At 60.0% G+C, this 15,754-nt stretch carries 13 protein-coding genes; 12 read left to right on the forward strand and 1 reads right to left on the reverse strand.

Annotated features, from left to right (window positions below):
- The first annotated feature begins 1 nt into the window (after position 1).
- From mraY to lpxC, 10 genes are all read left to right on the forward strand, one after another.
- The gene (gene mraY / locus CWI66_RS02010) at positions 2–1,084 is read left to right on the forward strand and encodes a phospho-N-acetylmuramoyl-pentapeptide-transferase (protein WP_016913516.1); all 1,083 of its coding nucleotides are present in this window, start codon (positions 2–4) and stop codon (positions 1,082–1,084) included.
- Positions 1,085–1,158: 74 nt separating this feature from the next.
- Positions 1,159–2,538, forward strand: coding sequence for a UDP-N-acetylmuramoyl-L-alanine--D-glutamate ligase (gene murD / locus CWI66_RS02015; protein ID WP_016913517.1), 1,380 nt, complete (start codon positions 1,159–1,161; stop codon positions 2,536–2,538).
- Positions 2,539–2,549: 11 nt separating this feature from the next.
- Positions 2,550–3,731: a putative lipid II flippase FtsW gene (ftsW, locus tag CWI66_RS02020; RefSeq protein ID WP_026001648.1), complete on the forward strand. Its 1,182-nt coding sequence runs from the start codon at positions 2,550–2,552 to the stop codon at positions 3,729–3,731.
- 18 nt (positions 3,732–3,749) lie between these two features.
- Positions 3,750–4,847, forward strand: a complete 1,098-nt coding sequence (gene murG / locus CWI66_RS02025; protein WP_269799664.1) for an undecaprenyldiphospho-muramoylpentapeptide beta-N-acetylglucosaminyltransferase — start codon at positions 3,750–3,752, stop codon at positions 4,845–4,847.
- A gap of 53 nt (positions 4,848–4,900) precedes the next feature.
- Positions 4,901–6,313, forward strand: coding sequence for a UDP-N-acetylmuramate--L-alanine ligase (gene murC, locus CWI66_RS02030; protein WP_100730813.1), 1,413 nt, complete (start codon positions 4,901–4,903; stop codon positions 6,311–6,313).
- Complete coding sequence (locus CWI66_RS02035; RefSeq protein WP_100730788.1) at positions 6,310–7,248, forward strand: D-alanine--D-alanine ligase; 939 nt, start codon at positions 6,310–6,312, stop codon at positions 7,246–7,248. Before murC ends, CWI66_RS02035 begins: the two co-directional genes overlap by 4 nt.
- 22 nt (positions 7,249–7,270) lie before the next feature.
- Positions 7,271–7,993, forward strand: a complete 723-nt coding sequence (locus CWI66_RS02040; protein WP_100730789.1) for a cell division protein FtsQ/DivIB — start codon at positions 7,271–7,273, stop codon at positions 7,991–7,993.
- A gap of 304 nt (positions 7,994–8,297) precedes the next feature.
- Entirely contained in the window at positions 8,298–9,587 is a 1,290-nt protein-coding gene (ftsA, locus tag CWI66_RS02045) for a cell division protein FtsA (protein ID WP_039177368.1), read from the forward strand.
- 33 nt (positions 9,588–9,620) lie between these two features.
- Complete coding sequence (gene ftsZ / locus CWI66_RS02050; protein ID WP_100730790.1) at positions 9,621–10,802, forward strand: cell division protein FtsZ; 1,182 nt, start codon at positions 9,621–9,623, stop codon at positions 10,800–10,802.
- A gap of 155 nt (positions 10,803–10,957) precedes the next feature.
- Positions 10,958–11,869, forward strand: coding sequence for a UDP-3-O-acyl-N-acetylglucosamine deacetylase (lpxC, locus tag CWI66_RS02055; RefSeq protein WP_081137060.1), 912 nt, complete (start codon positions 10,958–10,960; stop codon positions 11,867–11,869).
- A gap of 125 nt (positions 11,870–11,994) precedes the next feature.
- Here lpxC and CWI66_RS02060 read toward each other — a convergent pair whose 3' ends face one another.
- The gene (locus tag CWI66_RS02060) at positions 11,995–12,456 is read right to left on the reverse strand and encodes a DUF721 domain-containing protein (protein WP_081137062.1); all 462 of its coding nucleotides are present in this window, start codon (positions 12,454–12,456) and stop codon (positions 11,995–11,997) included.
- Positions 12,457–12,566: 110 nt separating this feature from the next.
- Here CWI66_RS02060 and CWI66_RS02065 point away from each other — a divergent pair, with 110 nt between their 5' ends.
- Positions 12,567–12,917 (forward strand): hypothetical protein, encoded by a 351-nt coding sequence (locus tag CWI66_RS02065; RefSeq protein WP_081137063.1) that lies wholly within the window; start codon positions 12,567–12,569, stop codon positions 12,915–12,917.
- Between the two features lie 93 nt (positions 12,918–13,010).
- Positions 13,011–15,734, forward strand: a complete 2,724-nt coding sequence (gene secA, locus CWI66_RS02070) for a preprotein translocase subunit SecA (protein WP_100730791.1) — start codon at positions 13,011–13,013, stop codon at positions 15,732–15,734.
- Positions 15,735–15,754 lie beyond the last annotated feature (20 nt).

Consider the following 15,754-nt stretch of genomic DNA (forward strand, 5'->3'; position numbering starts at 1 on the left):
CATGTTACTTCATTTGGCGAATTTTCTAGCTCAATTTCAATCTGCGTTTCAGGTGTTCAATTATTTGACGCTACGCGTCATTCTCGCCGCGCTCACCGCGCTGATGCTGTGCCTTTGGCTGGGGCCCTGGGTGATACGCCGACTGGTTGAAGGGCAGATTGGCCAGGCCGTTCGCGACGACGGCCCACAGTCGCATCTTTCCAAGGCAGGTACGCCGACCATGGGCGGCGCCATGATCCTGCTGGCGATTGCGATCAGCACCTTGCTGTGGGGTGACCTGACCAACTATTACGTCTGGATCGTGCTGCTGGTGACGCTGGGCTTTGGCGCCATCGGGTGGGTCGACGATTATCGCAAAGTGGTCGAAAAGAATCCCCGCGGGCTGCCAGCACGTTGGAAATATTTCTGGCAGTCGGTGGTCGGCCTGGGAGCCGCCATCATTCTGTACGCCACGGCCACCACGCCCGCCGAAACCAGCCTGCTCATTCCGCTGTTCAAGGACGTTGCGCTGCCGTTGGGCTTGTTCTACATCGTGTTGAGCTATTTTGTGATTGTCGGTAGCTCCAATGCCGTCAACCTGACCGATGGCCTGGATGGTCTGGCCATCATGCCCACCGTGCTGGTAGCCATGGGGCTGGCGGTGTTTGCCTATGCCAGCGGCAATGCCGTATTTGCCAACTACCTGCATATTCCCTTCATTCAGGGAACCGGCGAGCTGGCCATTTTCTGTGCCACGATTGCCGGTGCTGGCCTGGGCTTTCTGTGGTTCAACACCTATCCCGCCCAGGTGTTCATGGGCGATGTGGGTGCGCTGGCGTTAGGGGCCGCCCTGGGCGTGGTGGCGGTCATCGTGCGCCAGGAGATCGTGCTGTTCATCATGGGCGGTATTTTCGTGCTGGAAACCGTATCGGTCATTCTGCAGGTCGGCTCCTACAAGCTGACGGGGCGCCGTATCTTCCGCATGGCTCCGCTGCATCACCATTACGAACTCAAGGGATGGCCTGAGCCGCGCGTGATCGTGCGTTTCTGGATCATCACCGTTGTCCTCGTTCTGCTGGGACTGGCCACACTGAAAGTGCGTTAGTCATTGGGTAGTCGTGTCAGGGTAGTCGTGTCACGGTGGCCAAGGCCGCTCTAGCCCGGGCCAAGGAGTCGTTCATGGTGAAGGTACCTCAGGGTGTTACCGTTGTTGTTGGACTGGGCATTTCCGGTCAGGCGATCTGTCGCCATTTGGACCGCCATGGAGTGCCTTTCATGGTGGCCGATACCCGCGAGATGCCGCCTGGACTCGCCGCGTTCCAGCAGCGTTATCCGGCGATTGATTGCCACTGTGGGCCGCTGAATGAGCTGGATTTCAGCGATGCGTACGAGGTGGTGGTCAGTCCGGGGGTCGACCCGCATTTGGCAGGCCTCGACGGGCTGTTGGAGCGAGTCAACCCTGCCACCGGCGAGCCGATGCTGGTGGGTGAAACGGCACTGTTCAGGCGTCTGGTGCGTGCCCCGGTGGCGGCGATTACGGGCTCCAATGCCAAGTCCACGGTGACCACGCTATTAGGTGCAATGGCCAAGGCCTCGGGGGTGAATGCCGCCGTGGGGGGCAATCTGGGCACGGCGGCTCTGGATCTGTTGGCCGACCATCCCGGTGCCGAGCTCTTCATCCTCGAACTCTCCAGCTTTCAACTGGAAACGACGCCTCGCCTCGGAGCGGCGTCGGCTGCGTTTCTCAATTTATGCGATGATCATCTGGACCGTCATGGCGATTTGGCGGGTTACCGTCAGGCCAAGCAGCGCATTTTCATGGGCGCCGAGCACGCGGTGGTCAACGCCGATGACCCCATGACCTGGCCTCTGGATGCCCTCGACCGTGTCGAGCGTTTTGGTGTGGGTGTTCCGGCCGGTAGTGACTGGGGGCTGGCCGATATTGATGGACGCCGCTATTTGATGCACGGCGAGACGCCGTGGCTGGCGGTGGATGAGCTGGCCATTACTGGTCAGCACAATCAGTTGAACGCGCTGGCAGCGTTGGCCATGGGCCGGGCGCTGGGGTTTGATCGTCAGGCCATGTGTGAGGTGTTGACCACGTTCAAGGGGCTGCCGCACCGTAGCGAAACCGTTGCTGAGGTGAACGGGGTTCGCTGGGTCAACGACTCCAAAGGGACCAACGTGGGTGCGACCCTGGCCGCCATCAATGGTATTGGCGTCGCGCTCACTGGCAAGATCATTCTGTTGGCGGGAGGCGTGGGTAAGGGAGCCGACTTTACGCCGCTGGCCGGGCCGTTGGCGGACCATGGAAAAGCCGCGCTGCTCTACGGCGCAGACGCCGAGCGTCTCGACAACGTGCTTGGCCCTTGCCTTCACACTCAGCGTGTCGAAACGCTGACACAGGCGATGGAAGCCGCATGGCAGCTGGCCGAGCGAGGGGATTGTGTGTTGCTCTCGCCAGCGTGTGCCAGCCTGGACCAATTCGCCAACTACCAGGCGCGGGGCGACCTGTTTCGCGACTGGATCGAGCAGAAACAGCGTGAGAGTGCCCCATGAGCGACGAAACCATGAGTAGGATGCAGCGACTGCGTGAAGCGCTGGCGACCCGCCACCTGCCTTGCGATGTCTGGCTGATTGTCGCCGCCGTCGCGTTGGCAGGACTGGGCTGGGTCATGGTCAGCTCCGCGTCGATAGGGCTACTGGAAAACAGCTATCACTATGCTCGCCAGCACGGCATTTTTTTGCTGCTGGCGATATTGGCATGCCTGTTCATGGTGTGCGTGCCGCTGGAGCTATGGCGCCAGAATGCGGCGTTGCTGTTGTTGCTGAGCATTGTCATGCTGGTCGTGGTACTGGCCGTAGGCCAGGAGGTCAACGGCAGCAAGCGTTGGATTGCCCTGCCAGGGCCGCTTCCCAGCCTGCAAGTCTCGGAATTTGGCAAGCTGGGGCTGATCTTTTACATGGCCGCCTTCATGTCGCGATTCACTTATGAACTGCGCCAGCGCGCCTTTACCATGTGGCGCCCCTTGGCGGTACTGGCCATTCCTGCCTTCCTGCTGTTTCTTGCCCCGGATTTCGGCGGCATGGTCGTATATGCCGTGTGTGTGATCGGCATGCTGATGATGAGCGGCGCTTCGCTGACGCTGTTGCTGGGCAGTGGCGGGGTGCTGGGGTTTGGTGCCGTGATGATGGTCGTCATGGAGCCGTATCGACTGGCGCGCTGGACCAGCTTCCTGGACCCCTGGGCCGACCAGTTCGCCACCGGGTATCAGCTGACGCAGGCATTGATCGCGTTTGGACGTGGCCATGTGACTGGCACCGGATTGGGCAACAGCGTGCAGAAGCTGCACTATCTTCCCGAAGCCCATACGGACTTCATTTTTGCGGTGGTGGCCGAAGAGCTGGGCATGATTGGAGCGATAGCCGTGGTGCTGCTGTTCACCCTGTTCATCGTGCGGGCCATGTGGGTGGGTCGACGGGCAGAGCTGGCTGGGCATCTGTTCGGTGCCTACGTGAGCTACGGGATCGGCTTTATCGTGGCGGCTCAGGCGTTTATCAATATGGCGGTGAGTGCTGGCTTGCTGCCGACCAAAGGGCTGACCCTGCCGCTGATCAGCTACGGAGGCTCCAGTCTGCTGGTCACTGGCATGATGGTGGGACTGTTGCTCCGGGTGGATGCAGAAACTCGGCATCGCCCGCGCCGATTGTCGACGCCTTATCGTGCTCGCCGAGAGCCGCGGTTGACGTAATTATTCAAGGAGCTGTTTGTGGCGATACATGCGGGTCGACGGGTTTTGGTCATGGCGGGAGGAACGGGAGGGCACGTCATTCCTGCACTCTCGCTGACGCGTGCTCTCCAGTCCCAAGGGGTTGCCGTGGAGTGGTTGGGTAGCCCACGGGGAATTGAAAACCGGCTGGTGCCCGAGGCGGGCATTCTGCTGCATACCATTGCGATCAGTGGGTTGCGCGGCAATGGTGCCGCTGGTTGGCTCAAGGCACCGCTCAACCTGTCGCGCGCGGTGCTCCAGGCACGTGGTGTCATCAAGCGTTTCAAGCCGGATGTCGTGGTAGGGCTGGGTGGATTTGCCAGCGGGCCTGGCGGTCTGGCGGCTCGGCTATCCGGTATTCCGCTGGTCATTCATGAACAGAATGCCGTGGCAGGGCTGACCAACAAGGTGCTGTCGCGCCTGGCCACGCGTACCTATGCCGCGTTCGAAAATGCGTTTGGCACGCGTGCCGAGGTGATCGGCAACCCGGTGCGTGATGATATCGCCGCGCTGGGCGAGCAGCCCCGCCAGGTGGCCGACATGCAGGGCAGGCCGCTGCGCCTGTTGGTGGTAGGCGGCTCCCTGGGCGCGGTAGCGTTGAACGAGCGCCTGCCTGTGGCCTTGGCTGCGCTGCCGCCGGAGCGACGTCCCGAGGTGCGTCACCAGGCTGGCAAGGAGCGCGATCTCGCCACGGCAGACGCCTATGCTCAGCAGGCGGTGGTCGCCGAGGTTTCGCCTTTCATCGATGATATGGCCGCGGCCTATGCCTGGGCGGATCTGGTCGTTTGCCGAGCCGGTGCGCTGACGATTGCCGAACTGGCAGCGGCGGCCAAACCCGCCCTGCTGGTGCCGTTTCCTTTTGCCGTGGACGACCATCAGCGGGTGAATGCCGAGGTGCTGGTTCAGGCGGGTGCGGCGCTATGTGTCGTACAGGCTGAGCTGACGGCTGACTATTTAAGTAACCTTTTGGAACAATTACTCCACCCAGAGACCCTGGCAGAGATGGCCGTCAAGGCACGTCAAGCCGCGTCTTTGAACGCGACCGAGCGCCTGGCCGAAGGCTGTCTCTCGCTGGTGAAGCAAGGAGAAACTGCGTGACCGAGTCAGTCAATCATACGTCGCCGCAGCTGAGTGGCCCGAGCGGCCCGGGTATGCGCCGTATCCAGCGGCTTCATTTCGTCGGTATTGGCGGTGCCGGCATGTGCGGCATTGCCGAGGTGCTCGCCAATCAGGGGTACCAGGTCAGCGGCAGTGACATGAAAGCGTCCAGTGTGGTGGAGCGTTTGCGTCAGTGCGGCGTCGACGTGTTCATTGGGCACGCCAGGGAGAACGTGGAAGGCGCGGATGTGGTCGTCGTCTCCAGTGCCATCGATGAAACCAATCCTGAAATTCGCTGGGCGCACGACCACCGCGTGCCGGTAGTGCGGCGTGCGGAGATGCTCGCCGAGCTGATGCGCTTTCGTCACGGCATTGCCGTGGCCGGTACCCACGGCAAGACCACCACGACCAGCCTGACGGCTACCCTGTTGGCAGAGGGCGGCCTGGATCCAACTTTCGTGATCGGTGGCAAACTCACCAGCGCAGGCGCCAATGCTCGCCTGGGGGAGGGCGACTATCTGGTGGCCGAGGCCGACGAATCCGACGCGTCGTTTCTTCACCTTCAGCCCATGGTGTCGATCGTCACCAATATCGATGCTGACCACATGGCCACTTATGGGGGTGACTTCGAACGTTTGAAAAACACCTTCATCGAGTTCTTGCACAATCTGCCTTTCTACGGCCTGGCAGTGCTGTGTATCGATGATCCCCACGTGCGCGGGCTGTGCGAGCGTATCAAGCGCCAGTTCGTGACCTACGGCTTCGATGAAGATGCCGATTACCGCATCGTGGATTTTAGTCAGCAGGCTGGGGAAGTCTCCTTCACGGCACTGCGGCCCGGTGGCGCGCCTCCGTTGGCCATTCGACTGGCCATGCCTGGCCGTCATAATGCCTTGAACGCCATGGCGGCCATCGTGGTGGCGACCGACGCCGGAGTCAGTGATGACGCCATTCAGCGCGGTCTCATGGGGTTTGCGGGCGTAGGGCGGCGCTTTCAGGTGCATGGCCACTATCCGGCACCGGTCGGCGAAGGCGAGATCATGCTGGTCGACGATTACGGTCACCATCCGCGTGAAGTGGATATGGTCATTCAGGCGGTGCGTGCCGGCTGGCCCGAGCGCCGCCTGGTGATGCTCTACCAGCCCCACCGTTACAGCCGTACCCGCGATCTCTACGAAGACTTCGTGCGCGTACTGTCTCAGGTGGATACGCTGGTGCTGCTCGACGTGTACAGCGCTGGCGAGGCGGTGGTGCCGGGTGCTGAAGGCAAGACCCTGGCAGGCTCCATCCGTCAACGTGGCGATGTCGATCCGCTGTTCGTGGAGCACAAGCACGAGCTGCCTGCCCTGCTCAACAACGTGCTGCGTCCAGGCGATATTCTGATTACCCAGGGCGCGGGCGATGTGGGTGGTATTTCACTGCGCCTTGCCCAAGCCAAGCTGGTCATGAAAGAGGTGGTGCTATGACATCAGGGCAAACGCAGCAGGCTGGCCTGGAGCGTGTCGTCGTGGTCTACGGCGGCATGTCGGCCGAGCGGGAGGTGTCGCTCAAGAGTGGTGCCGCCGTGTTGAGCGCCTTGCAGCGTCAAGGCGTGAATGCGCAGGGTTACGATCTCAAAGAGGGTGGGCTGGCGGGCCTCGAGCGCCTCGATCCCACCGCGGTGTTCATCGCACTGCATGGGCGTGGCGGTGAAGATGGAGCGCTGCAGGGCGCATTGGAGCTGCTCGGTTTGCCTTACACCGGCAGTGGCGTACTGGCTTCGGCGCTGGGAATGGACAAGCAGCGTACCAAGCAGGTGTGGCAAGCCGTCGGCCTGCCCACGCCGGAGTGCATCATGCTGAATGCCGCTTCGGACTGGGAGGCGGTGGTCGCTCAGCTAGGGCTACCCATGATGGTCAAGCCGGTACACGAAGGCTCGACTCTAGGCATTAGTATCGTCCGCAGCCTTGATGAGCTGAAAGCCGCCTATGCCCAGGCTGCTACCTTCGATGCCAGGGTCATGGCCGAGCGCTTTATTACTGGTGATGAATACACCGTCGCACTATTGGGCGATGACGTGTTGCCTGCTATCCGTGTCGAGGTGCCCGGTGGGTTTTATGACTATGAAGCCAAGTATCTGACCAATACCACCCAGTACCACTTGCCCTGTGGCCTGTCTGCACAAGACGAGCAGACGTTGGCTGCGCTGTGCAAGGAGGCCTTCCTTGCCGTGGGTGGCGAAGGCTGGGGGCGTATCGATGTCATGCGTGATGCGGCAGGCAGCTTCTGGCTGATCGAAGTGAATACCGTGCCCGGCATGACCGATCATAGCCTCGTGCCACAGGCAGCAGCCCACGCTGGCATCGATTTCGACCAGCTGGTGATGCGTATTTTAACCACGGCACTGGCGCGCGATTCGTGACAGGGCATGGCATGAGTTTTTTATGAAGAAGCGCAATGCGTGGCTCGGTATCGTTCTACTGGCATTGCTGCTGGGGGCGGGGAGTCGAGCGCTATGGCTTTGGCTGGATCGCCCGATCGAGCGAGTGTCCATTCGAGGCGAGTGGGAGTACGTGAGCGCGGACTATCTGCGTTCACAGTTGGCCCCGCTGGTCCAGAATATCACTTGGCTGTCGGCAGACCTGGGCGAGCTGCGCCGTAATGCCCTGGAGATTGGTTGGCTGGATGAAGTGCGAATCTCCCGAGAGTGGCCCAATGCGCTGGTCTTCGAATTGATAGAACAGACGCCGGTAGCCCACTGGAATGACGACTTTCTGCTTAATCCAAGAGGCGAACCCTTCTCCTATGCGCCTCTTGCTGTGCCTGCCGGATTGCCCGACCTGGCGGGACCCCAGGAAAGCAGTGCGGAAGTGCTGGCCTATTATCAGCGTTTGGCACCGCACTTTGCCGGGCTGTCGCTGACCCTGGCGCAACTGCGCTTGGAACCCCGAGGCGCCTGGCGGCTTCAGCTCGACCAGGGTACCTGGGTAATGCTGGGGCGTCGTCACCATGGGGAGCGACTTGCCCGGCTATCGGCCTCCTGGCAGCGTGAGCTGAGCAGCGTGGGCGAGCATATCCGCTACATCGATCTGCGCTACCCCAATGGTGTGGCAGTGGCCTGGCACGGTGAAACCGAGGTTCCGGAGGAGGAGGGCGAGTCACGATAAGGTACAATGTGCAAAAAAGCGGGTAAATAGGCAGGCAGGCCCGCTAAAAAAACCGCTTATGGGGTATAAAATGCTTTCCTGGCCAATTATCGTTGGTTTGGGCTAGTCGTATTGTGGCTATTGTTTCTATACTATGTCTCAGACGATGCTGTGGGTCAGTATTTATTGTTCGGTCGCGGTTAGCGGCGCTATACAGTTTTAGTCAACTTATTTATTTTATCTTCGGGTTTTGCCTGCTTTTCGTTTAAGCGTTAAAAGGCGACCCCCGTTCTTATAAAACGACGACAAGGAGATTTACCGACTCATGGCAGGCTCACCCAACGCATCCAATATGGTTGTCGGGCTGGACATTGGAACGTCCAAGGTCGTCGCGATAGTCGGTCAACCCACCGATGATGGTGGGATTGAAATCGCCGGTATCGGTTCTCATCCTTCTCGCGGCATGAAGCGAGGAGTGGTCATCAATATCGAATCCACGGTGCAGTCGATTCAGCGTGCTGTCGAAGAGGCAGAGCTGATGGCGGGCTGCGATATCCACTCTGTCTATGTGGGTGTGGCAGGCAGTCATATTAGCTCCATGAACTCCGACGGCGTGGTGGCCATCAAGGAGCGTGAAGTCACTCCTTACGATATCGAGCGGGTCATCGATTCCGCACGGGCTCGGGCTATCTCTGAAGGGCAACGAGTGCTGCATGTCTTGCCCCAGGAGTTTTCCATCGACGCCCAAGGGGGCATCCGCGAACCGCTGGGAATGTCCGGGGTTCGTCTGGAGGCGCAAGTGCATCTGGTCACGGCTGCCTTGAATGCCGTACAGAACATCGAAAAGTGCGTGCGGCGGTGCGGTCTCGATGTGGATGCCATTATCCTGGAGCAATTGGCGTCCAGCATGGCAGTGCTTACCGAAGACGAGCGCGAGCTGGGTGTCTGTATGGTCGATATCGGTGGAGGTACCACCGACATGGCCATCTTCAGTGAGGGCGCCATCCGCCATACGGCAGTGATTCCGATCGCCGGTGATCAGGTCACCAACGATATCGCCATGGCGCTGCGTACGCCCACTCAGCACGCGGAAGAAATCAAGGTAAAATACGCCTGCGCATTGACGCAGTTGGCGGCCAGCGATGAAATGATCAAGGTGCCCAGCGTGGGTGATCGCGCGGCACGAGATCTGTCGCGCCAGGCACTGGCGGAAGTCGTGGAGCCTCGTTATGAAGAGCTCTTCACGCTGGTCAGAGACGAATTACGCCGCAGTGGCTATGAAGATATGGTGGCTGCGGGTGTGGTGCTTACCGGCGGCACTTCACGCATGGAAGGTGTCAGCGAATTGGCCGAAGAAATTTTTCACATGCCGGTTCGTATTGCCTGCCCACAAAATGTCAGAGGCCTGGCAGATGTGGTTCGTAATCCTATCTATGCGACGGGCGTTGGCTTGCTGCACTATGCACTGCAGGAAACGCGTCATGGGCAAGGCCTGGAAAGCCACGGGGGAAGCGCTGCGGGACACAAAGGACGCAGTGAATTTGCCCGGCGTGATATCAAGGATGGCCATTCGGCGCTGGCAAGAATCAAAGGCTGGTTCAAAGGAAATTTCTGATAGGGCCGCGACGCGGTTCAGGAGACGGGGCTTATGTTCGAATTGGTAGATAACGCACCCTCGAGCAGTGCGGTCATTAAAGTCGTCGGTGTTGGCGGCGGCGGCGGTAATGCTGTCAACCACATGGTCGAGAGCAGCATCGAAGGCGTCGAATTCATTTGCGCCAACACCGATGCACAGGCGCTCAAGCGAGTGTCGGCAAAAACGGTGCTTCAGTTGGGGGGGGAAATCACCAAAGGGCTGGGCGCAGGCGCCAACCCTGAGGTGGGTCGCCAGGCCGCGATGGAAGATCGAGATCGCATTGCCGAGCTGCTCAGTGGCGCCGACATGGTCTTCATCACTGCCGGTATGGGCGGTGGCACGGGGACAGGAGGCGCTCCAGTAGTTGCCCAGGTCGCCAAGGAGCTGGGTATCCTGACGGTTGCTGTGGTCACGCGCCCCTTCCCGTTCGAAGGGCCGAAGCGTATGCGAGCGGCCGAGGAGGGCATGAAAGAGCTTTCCGAGCATGTCGACTCGTTGATCACCATCCCCAACGAAAAACTGTTGTCGGTGCTGGGCAAGAACGCAACCTTGCTGACGGCATTCAGCGCTGCCAACGACGTGCTGCTGGGGGCGGTGCAAGGCATTGCCGAGCTGATTACCAGCCCGGGCATCATCAACGTCGACTTCGCAGACGTGCGTACTGTCATGTCAGAAATGGGTATGGCGATGATGGGCACTGGCGGTGCCACTGGTGAAAACCGTGCCCGAGAAGCTGCAGAAAAAGCCATCCGCAGCCCGCTGCTGGAAGATATCGACCTGCACGGTGCCCGCGGCATTCTGGTCAACATCACGGCTGGCCCCGACCTATCCATTGGCGAATTCAATGACGTCGGTGCCACGGTGCAGGAGTTCGCCTCTCAGGAAGCCACCATCGTCGTGGGTACTTCCATCGATATGGAAATGTCCGACGAGCTGCGCGTGACCGTTGTGGCGGCTGGCCTGGATGGCAGCAAGGCCAAGGCCGTGTCTCGCGAACCGGCACGCCGCTCCGCTGCAGATGCCGGTGGCTCCGACTACCGTAAATTGCAGCAGCCCACCGTCATGCGGCAACAGGCTACCGCGCGTGCCGAAGCGCCGGAAGCAGCAGCCAAACCACGCCCTGAAAAACGTCGTTCGGCCGATGCCGATGACTATCTGGATATCCCCGCGTTCCTGCGCCGCCAGGCAGATTGACTTGCGCTATCAGGTTTATTGAGGCAGCAAACGAGAGTTTTATTGGTAAGACGCTCGTTTGCTGTTAAAGTGAACACTGTTTGATAACTTTTCTCCCCCTGCGGCTGGGTAGCGACTCGTTACACGCCGCCGATATTAGAGCTTGACCACTGCCCATGATCAGACAACGCACACTACAAAACGTCATCCGCGCCACTGGAGTGGGTCTGCACTCTGGCAAGAAAGTTCATCTGGCTTTGCGCCCGGCGCCGGCCAACACGGGTATTGTGTTTGTCAGAACCGATCTGGACCCAGTGGTTCACGTGCCTGCCCGCGCCGAGCTGGTGGAAGACACTACCTTGTGTACGGCACTTTCCCATGAAGGCGTCAAGGTAGCCACCGTCGAGCATCTCATGTCGGCCTTTGCGGGGCTGGGCATCGACAATGCCTACGTGGATATCAGTGCCGCGGAAGTGCCGATCATGGACGGTAGCGCTAGCCCGTTCGTTTTTCTGATTCAGTCTGCGGGTATTCTCGAGCAGGACGCGGCCAAGAAATTCATTCGCATCAAGCGTCGTGTGGCGGTCAGTGATGGTGACAAGGAGGCCGTATTCCTGCCCCATCAAGGCTTCAAGGTGTCGTTTGCCATCGACTTCGACCACCCTGTCTTCGAGCAGCAGAAGCAGACGGCATTGATCGACTTTTCCACGACCTCGTTTGTCAAGGAAGTCTCTCGGGCCAGAACCTTTGGCTTTATACGTGACCTTGAGTACCTGCGCTCGAACAATCTGGCGCTGGGTGGCAGTCTCGACAACGCCATCGTGGTGGATGACTACCGTATCGTGAATGAAGGTGGTCTGCGCTACGAGGACGAATTCGTGAAGCACAAGGTGCTCGACGCCATCGGCGATCTCTATCAGCTTGGCTATAGCCTGATTGGCGAGTTCCGTGGCGTGAAATCCGGCCATGCCCTCAACAATCGTCTGTGTCGCGAACTCATGGCGCAGCCCGATGCCTACGAAATCGTGACCTTCGAAGAAGAGAAGGCTGTTGCGCCGATCTCCTACGCGGCACCTGCCATGGCCTGAGGTGGTTTTTAAGGGTCGTCGCTTGAAAATCGGGGAGTGTCCCCTCACTAAAGATAAAGCACCGCCATGCGGTGCTTTATTGCGTTTGGCCTAATGGTGGGCGAGCGGCCTGTTTTGCGTAGGTTTCATGACGTACGCTGAGCGTGCGAAGCAAGGCGCTCCAGGGCCTGCTTTAGCCTAGGGTGTTCGGTATCTTCGGCGCACTCCTTGAGCGTTGTGCCAGCACTGCTGGAAAGGGTGCGTGCATAGCGTGCTGGTGGCGCCACGGTGCGTACCGGGCGCACTTTTAACGTGAACCCCGTTACCCTTGTAAAGCCGGGGAGCTGGTGCAGCAGGCTCAACAAATGCGGTTGCTCATAGCGTAACCAGGTCAACCAGCTGGCCTGGCTGCTGATCAGGGTTAGCCGCCCGTTGCTGAAGCCGCCTACGAAGACATGCTCGCGCATCTCTTCAGGCAGATGGGCGCGCAGATGAGTCTGGGCTTGATCGATCAGGCGCGATTGGCGCATCAGGTGGCCGGCGCCAGCGGAGGTGTTCAGCAATTGGGTAATGGGCTGTGCGCGGGAACGCTTAACCTTTATACTCATTCACCTGATTCCTGGGGTGTTGCGGATAGTTTCGTGCTGACGAGTGCGCGCAGCACCCATGTTTTTTGTCTATCGACAGAGCCTAACACGCTCAGGAGCCACGCCACAGCATGCCATCAACGCTCGATACATTATCTGCTCTGCCACGGCGGCATCGTCGCCATGGGCTGGCGCGTTGGTGGCTTGCGGGCCTGCTGGTGAGCTGTCTGCTGCCCGCCAGTTTACACCCTTCTGATCTGCGCAGCAGCGACCGGAGCGTGTGTATCTGCTTTTGGGTGCCCGCCATGCTGCGTGCCCAGTCGCAGTGGATCGCCAAAAAGCGCCGCGCGCTAAGGCGCTGGGTAGCACGCCAGCAGCGTCAACTTCCTGTTCTGAAAAGCTTTATCTCTTTCTTTTCCGTCATGCCCCGCCAGACGGTCGCTCTGGATGTATGCTCTCCTCGAGGGCCGCCAGCCCGTTGACCTGCTGCAAGCGGTACGTTCATTTACCCGACGTTAATTGACCCTATGAAAGAGTGCGCCTGAAGAGGTCGCTCCTGTTGATGTGGATATTTCATGATTAATTCCTTGTTACGCAAAGTCGTTGGCTCCAAGAACGACCGTGAAGTCAAACGCATGCTCAAGAGCGTGCAGAGTATCAACGTGCTGGAAGAGACCCTGGTCGGCTTGAGCGATGGCGAGCTGCAGGCCAAGACGGCCGAGCTGCGCCAGCGTCTGGAGTCTGGGGAAAGCCTGGATAAACTGCTGCCTGAGGCCTTTGCGGTAGTGCGCGAAGCCAGCAAGCGAGTCATGGGCATGCGTCACTTCGATGTGCAGATGGTCGGTGGCATGACACTGCACCGCGGCCGTATCGCCGAAATGAAAACCGGCGAGGGCAAGACCCTGGTGGGCACGCTGGCGGTATACCTGAATGCCTTGACGGGCAAAGGGGTACACGTGGTCACGGTGAACGACTATCTGGCCCGCCGTGATGCCGAGTGGATGCGCCCGCTGTATGAGTTCCTGGGGCTGTCGATAGGGGTGATTTTTGCTGGCCAGACCGGTGAAGAGAAGCGCCACGCCTACCAGTGTGACATCACCTACGGCACCAACAACGAGTTTGGCTTCGACTACCTGCGCGACAACATGGCGTTCTCGCTGGAGGACAAGGTACAGCGCGGTTTGCACTATGCCATTGTCGACGAAGTGGACTCCATCCTGATCGACGAAGCGCGTACGCCGCTGATCATCTCCGGTGCGGTGGACGAGAACACCGAGCTGTACACCATCGTCAACCGTCTGGCCCAGCAGCTGGAGCAGGCGGAAGTGTCCGAAGACGAAGACGCGCCTGTCGAAGGCGACTTCGTGCTGGACGAGAAGCAGAAGCAGGTCGAGCTCACCGAGCAAGGCCATAACAAGGTCGAGGAGTTGATGCGCGCCGAAGGCTTGCTGGGCGAAGGCGATTCGCTCTATGCGGCGCAAAACCTCAACCTGTTGCAGCACATGCACTCGGCGCTGCGGGCGCGCCACCTCTATCATCTTGACGTCGACTACATCGTCGCCGACGGGCAAGTGGTCATCGTCGATGAACACACTGGGCGCACCATGCCTGGCCGCCGCTGGTCGGAAGGCCTGCACCAGGCGGTCGAGGCCAAAGAGGGCGTTACCGTTCAGCGTGAAAGCCAGACCCTGGCATCGACCACCTTCCAGAACTACTTCCGCCTTTATGAAAAACTGGCGGGCATGACCGGTACTGCAGATACCGAGGCCTTCGAGTTTCGTCAGATTTACGGCCTCGACGTCATCGTCATTCCCACCAACCGGCCTCTGGCACGCAAGGATCTCAACGACCTCGTCTACCTGAGTGCCGAAGAGAAGTACGAAGCGATCATCAAGGACGTCTCTGCCGAGACCGAGGCGGGCCGCCCGGTGCTGGTCGGTACGGCTTCCATCGAGACCTCCGAATATCTGGCACGCCTGATGCGTGACGCGGGCCTCAAATTCAGCGTGCTCAATGCCAAGCAGCACCAGAGCGAAGCCGAAATCATTGCCCAGGCCGGGCGCCCCGGCGCCATCACCATTGCCACCAACATGGCCGGTCGTGGTACCGATATCATGCTGGGCGGCAACTGGGAGGCCGATGCCGCCAAGCTGCAGAACCCGACCCAGGCCCAGCTCGATGCCCTGAAAGCCGAGTGGCAGGAGCGTCATGATGCGGTATTGGCAGCTGGCGGGCTGCACGTGATCGGTTCCGAACGCCACGAATCGCGTCGTATCGACAATCAGCTACGTGGCCGTGCGGGCCGTCAGGGCGACCCTGGCTCCACGCGCTTCTTCCTCTCGCTGGAAGACAGCCTGATGCGACTGTTCGGCTCGGACCGGGTGAAGCGCTTGATGCAGGCGCTGGGTCTGGAACGTGGCGAAGCCATCGAGCACAAGATGGTGTCCAACGCCGTCGAGCGTGCCCAGAAGAAAGTCGAGGGGCGCAACTTCGATATTCGTAAGCAGCTGCTCGAGTACGATGACGTCGCCAACGACCAGCGCCGCGTCATTTACGAGCAGCGTAACGAAATTCTCGCCTCTGACGACGTATCGAGCGCCGTGCTGGGCATTCGTGAGGAGGTGATGGAAGAGGCCATCAGCACCTACGTGCCGCCGCAGAGCTTGGCCGAGCAGTGGGATCTGCATGGCCTGGAGTCGCATCTGAAAACCGAGTTCAATCTGGATGCACCGGTGGTTCAGTGGGCGGAAGAGGATGAGCGCTTCAGTGAAGAGAAGCTGCGCGAGCGCCTGCAGACCATGCATCGTGAAGCTTACGAAGCCAAGATTGCCTCGGCGGGCGCGGCGTTGATTCGTCGCTTCGAGAAGCAGGTCATGCTGCAGGTGCTGGATACGCGCTGGAAAGAGCATCTGCAATCCATGGACCACCTGCGTCGCGGTATCCATCTGCGTGGCTACGCCCAGAAGAACCCCAAGCAGGAGTACAAGCGCGAGTCCTTCGAACTGTTCCAGCATCTGCTGACCAACATCAAGGCCGATGTCACCCGCATCCTGAGTCATGTCCAGGTGCGCCAACCAGAAGAAGTGGATGCGCTGGAGCAGAAGCGCCGCGAAGAGCTGGCGCGTGAGAAGGCCACGGCGGCCAGCCGCCACGATGCGCCCAGCGAAGATGGTGAGGCAGCCGCGCCTGGTGCCGATGGGCGCCCGCTGCGCCGTGAGGGGCCGAAAGTCGGCCGTAACGATCCGTGTATTTGTGGTTCCGGCAAGAAATACAAGCAGTGCTGCGGCAAACTAAGCTGATTATCGTTAGCGCACGTTAA

It is taken from the genome of Halomonas sp. 141, assembly GCF_002810305.1.
GTDB classification, from domain to species: domain Bacteria; phylum Pseudomonadota; class Gammaproteobacteria; order Pseudomonadales; family Halomonadaceae; genus Vreelandella; species Vreelandella stevensii.

Bases quoted from the DNA above. Each gene is read 5' to 3' on its own strand.
- CWI66_RS02035 (WP_100730788.1), top strand. From the start codon at position 6,310: ATGACATCAGGGCAAACGCAGCAGGCTGGCCTGGAGCGTGTCGTCGTG.
- lpxC (WP_081137060.1), top strand. From the start codon at position 10,958: ATGATCAGACAACGCACACTACAAAACGTCATCCGCGCCACTGGAGTG.
- secA (WP_100730791.1), top strand. From the start codon at position 13,011: ATGATTAATTCCTTGTTACGCAAAGTCGTTGGCTCCAAGAACGACCGT.
- CWI66_RS02040 (WP_100730789.1), top strand. From the start codon at position 7,271: ATGAAGAAGCGCAATGCGTGGCTCGGTATCGTTCTACTGGCATTGCTG.
- ftsA (WP_039177368.1), top strand. From the start codon at position 8,298: ATGGCAGGCTCACCCAACGCATCCAATATGGTTGTCGGGCTGGACATT.
- murD (WP_016913517.1), top strand. From the start codon at position 1,159: ATGGTGAAGGTACCTCAGGGTGTTACCGTTGTTGTTGGACTGGGCATT.
- ftsW (WP_026001648.1), top strand. From the start codon at position 2,550: ATGAGTAGGATGCAGCGACTGCGTGAAGCGCTGGCGACCCGCCACCTG.
- CWI66_RS02065 (WP_081137063.1), top strand. From the start codon at position 12,567: ATGCCATCAACGCTCGATACATTATCTGCTCTGCCACGGCGGCATCGT.
- CWI66_RS02060 (WP_081137062.1), bottom strand. From the start codon at position 12,456: ATGAGTATAAAGGTTAAGCGTTCCCGCGCACAGCCCATTACCCAATTG.
- murC (WP_100730813.1), top strand. From the start codon at position 4,901: ATGCGCCGTATCCAGCGGCTTCATTTCGTCGGTATTGGCGGTGCCGGC.
- ftsZ (WP_100730790.1), top strand. From the start codon at position 9,621: ATGTTCGAATTGGTAGATAACGCACCCTCGAGCAGTGCGGTCATTAAA.
- mraY (WP_016913516.1), top strand. From the start codon at position 2: ATGTTACTTCATTTGGCGAATTTTCTAGCTCAATTTCAATCTGCGTTT.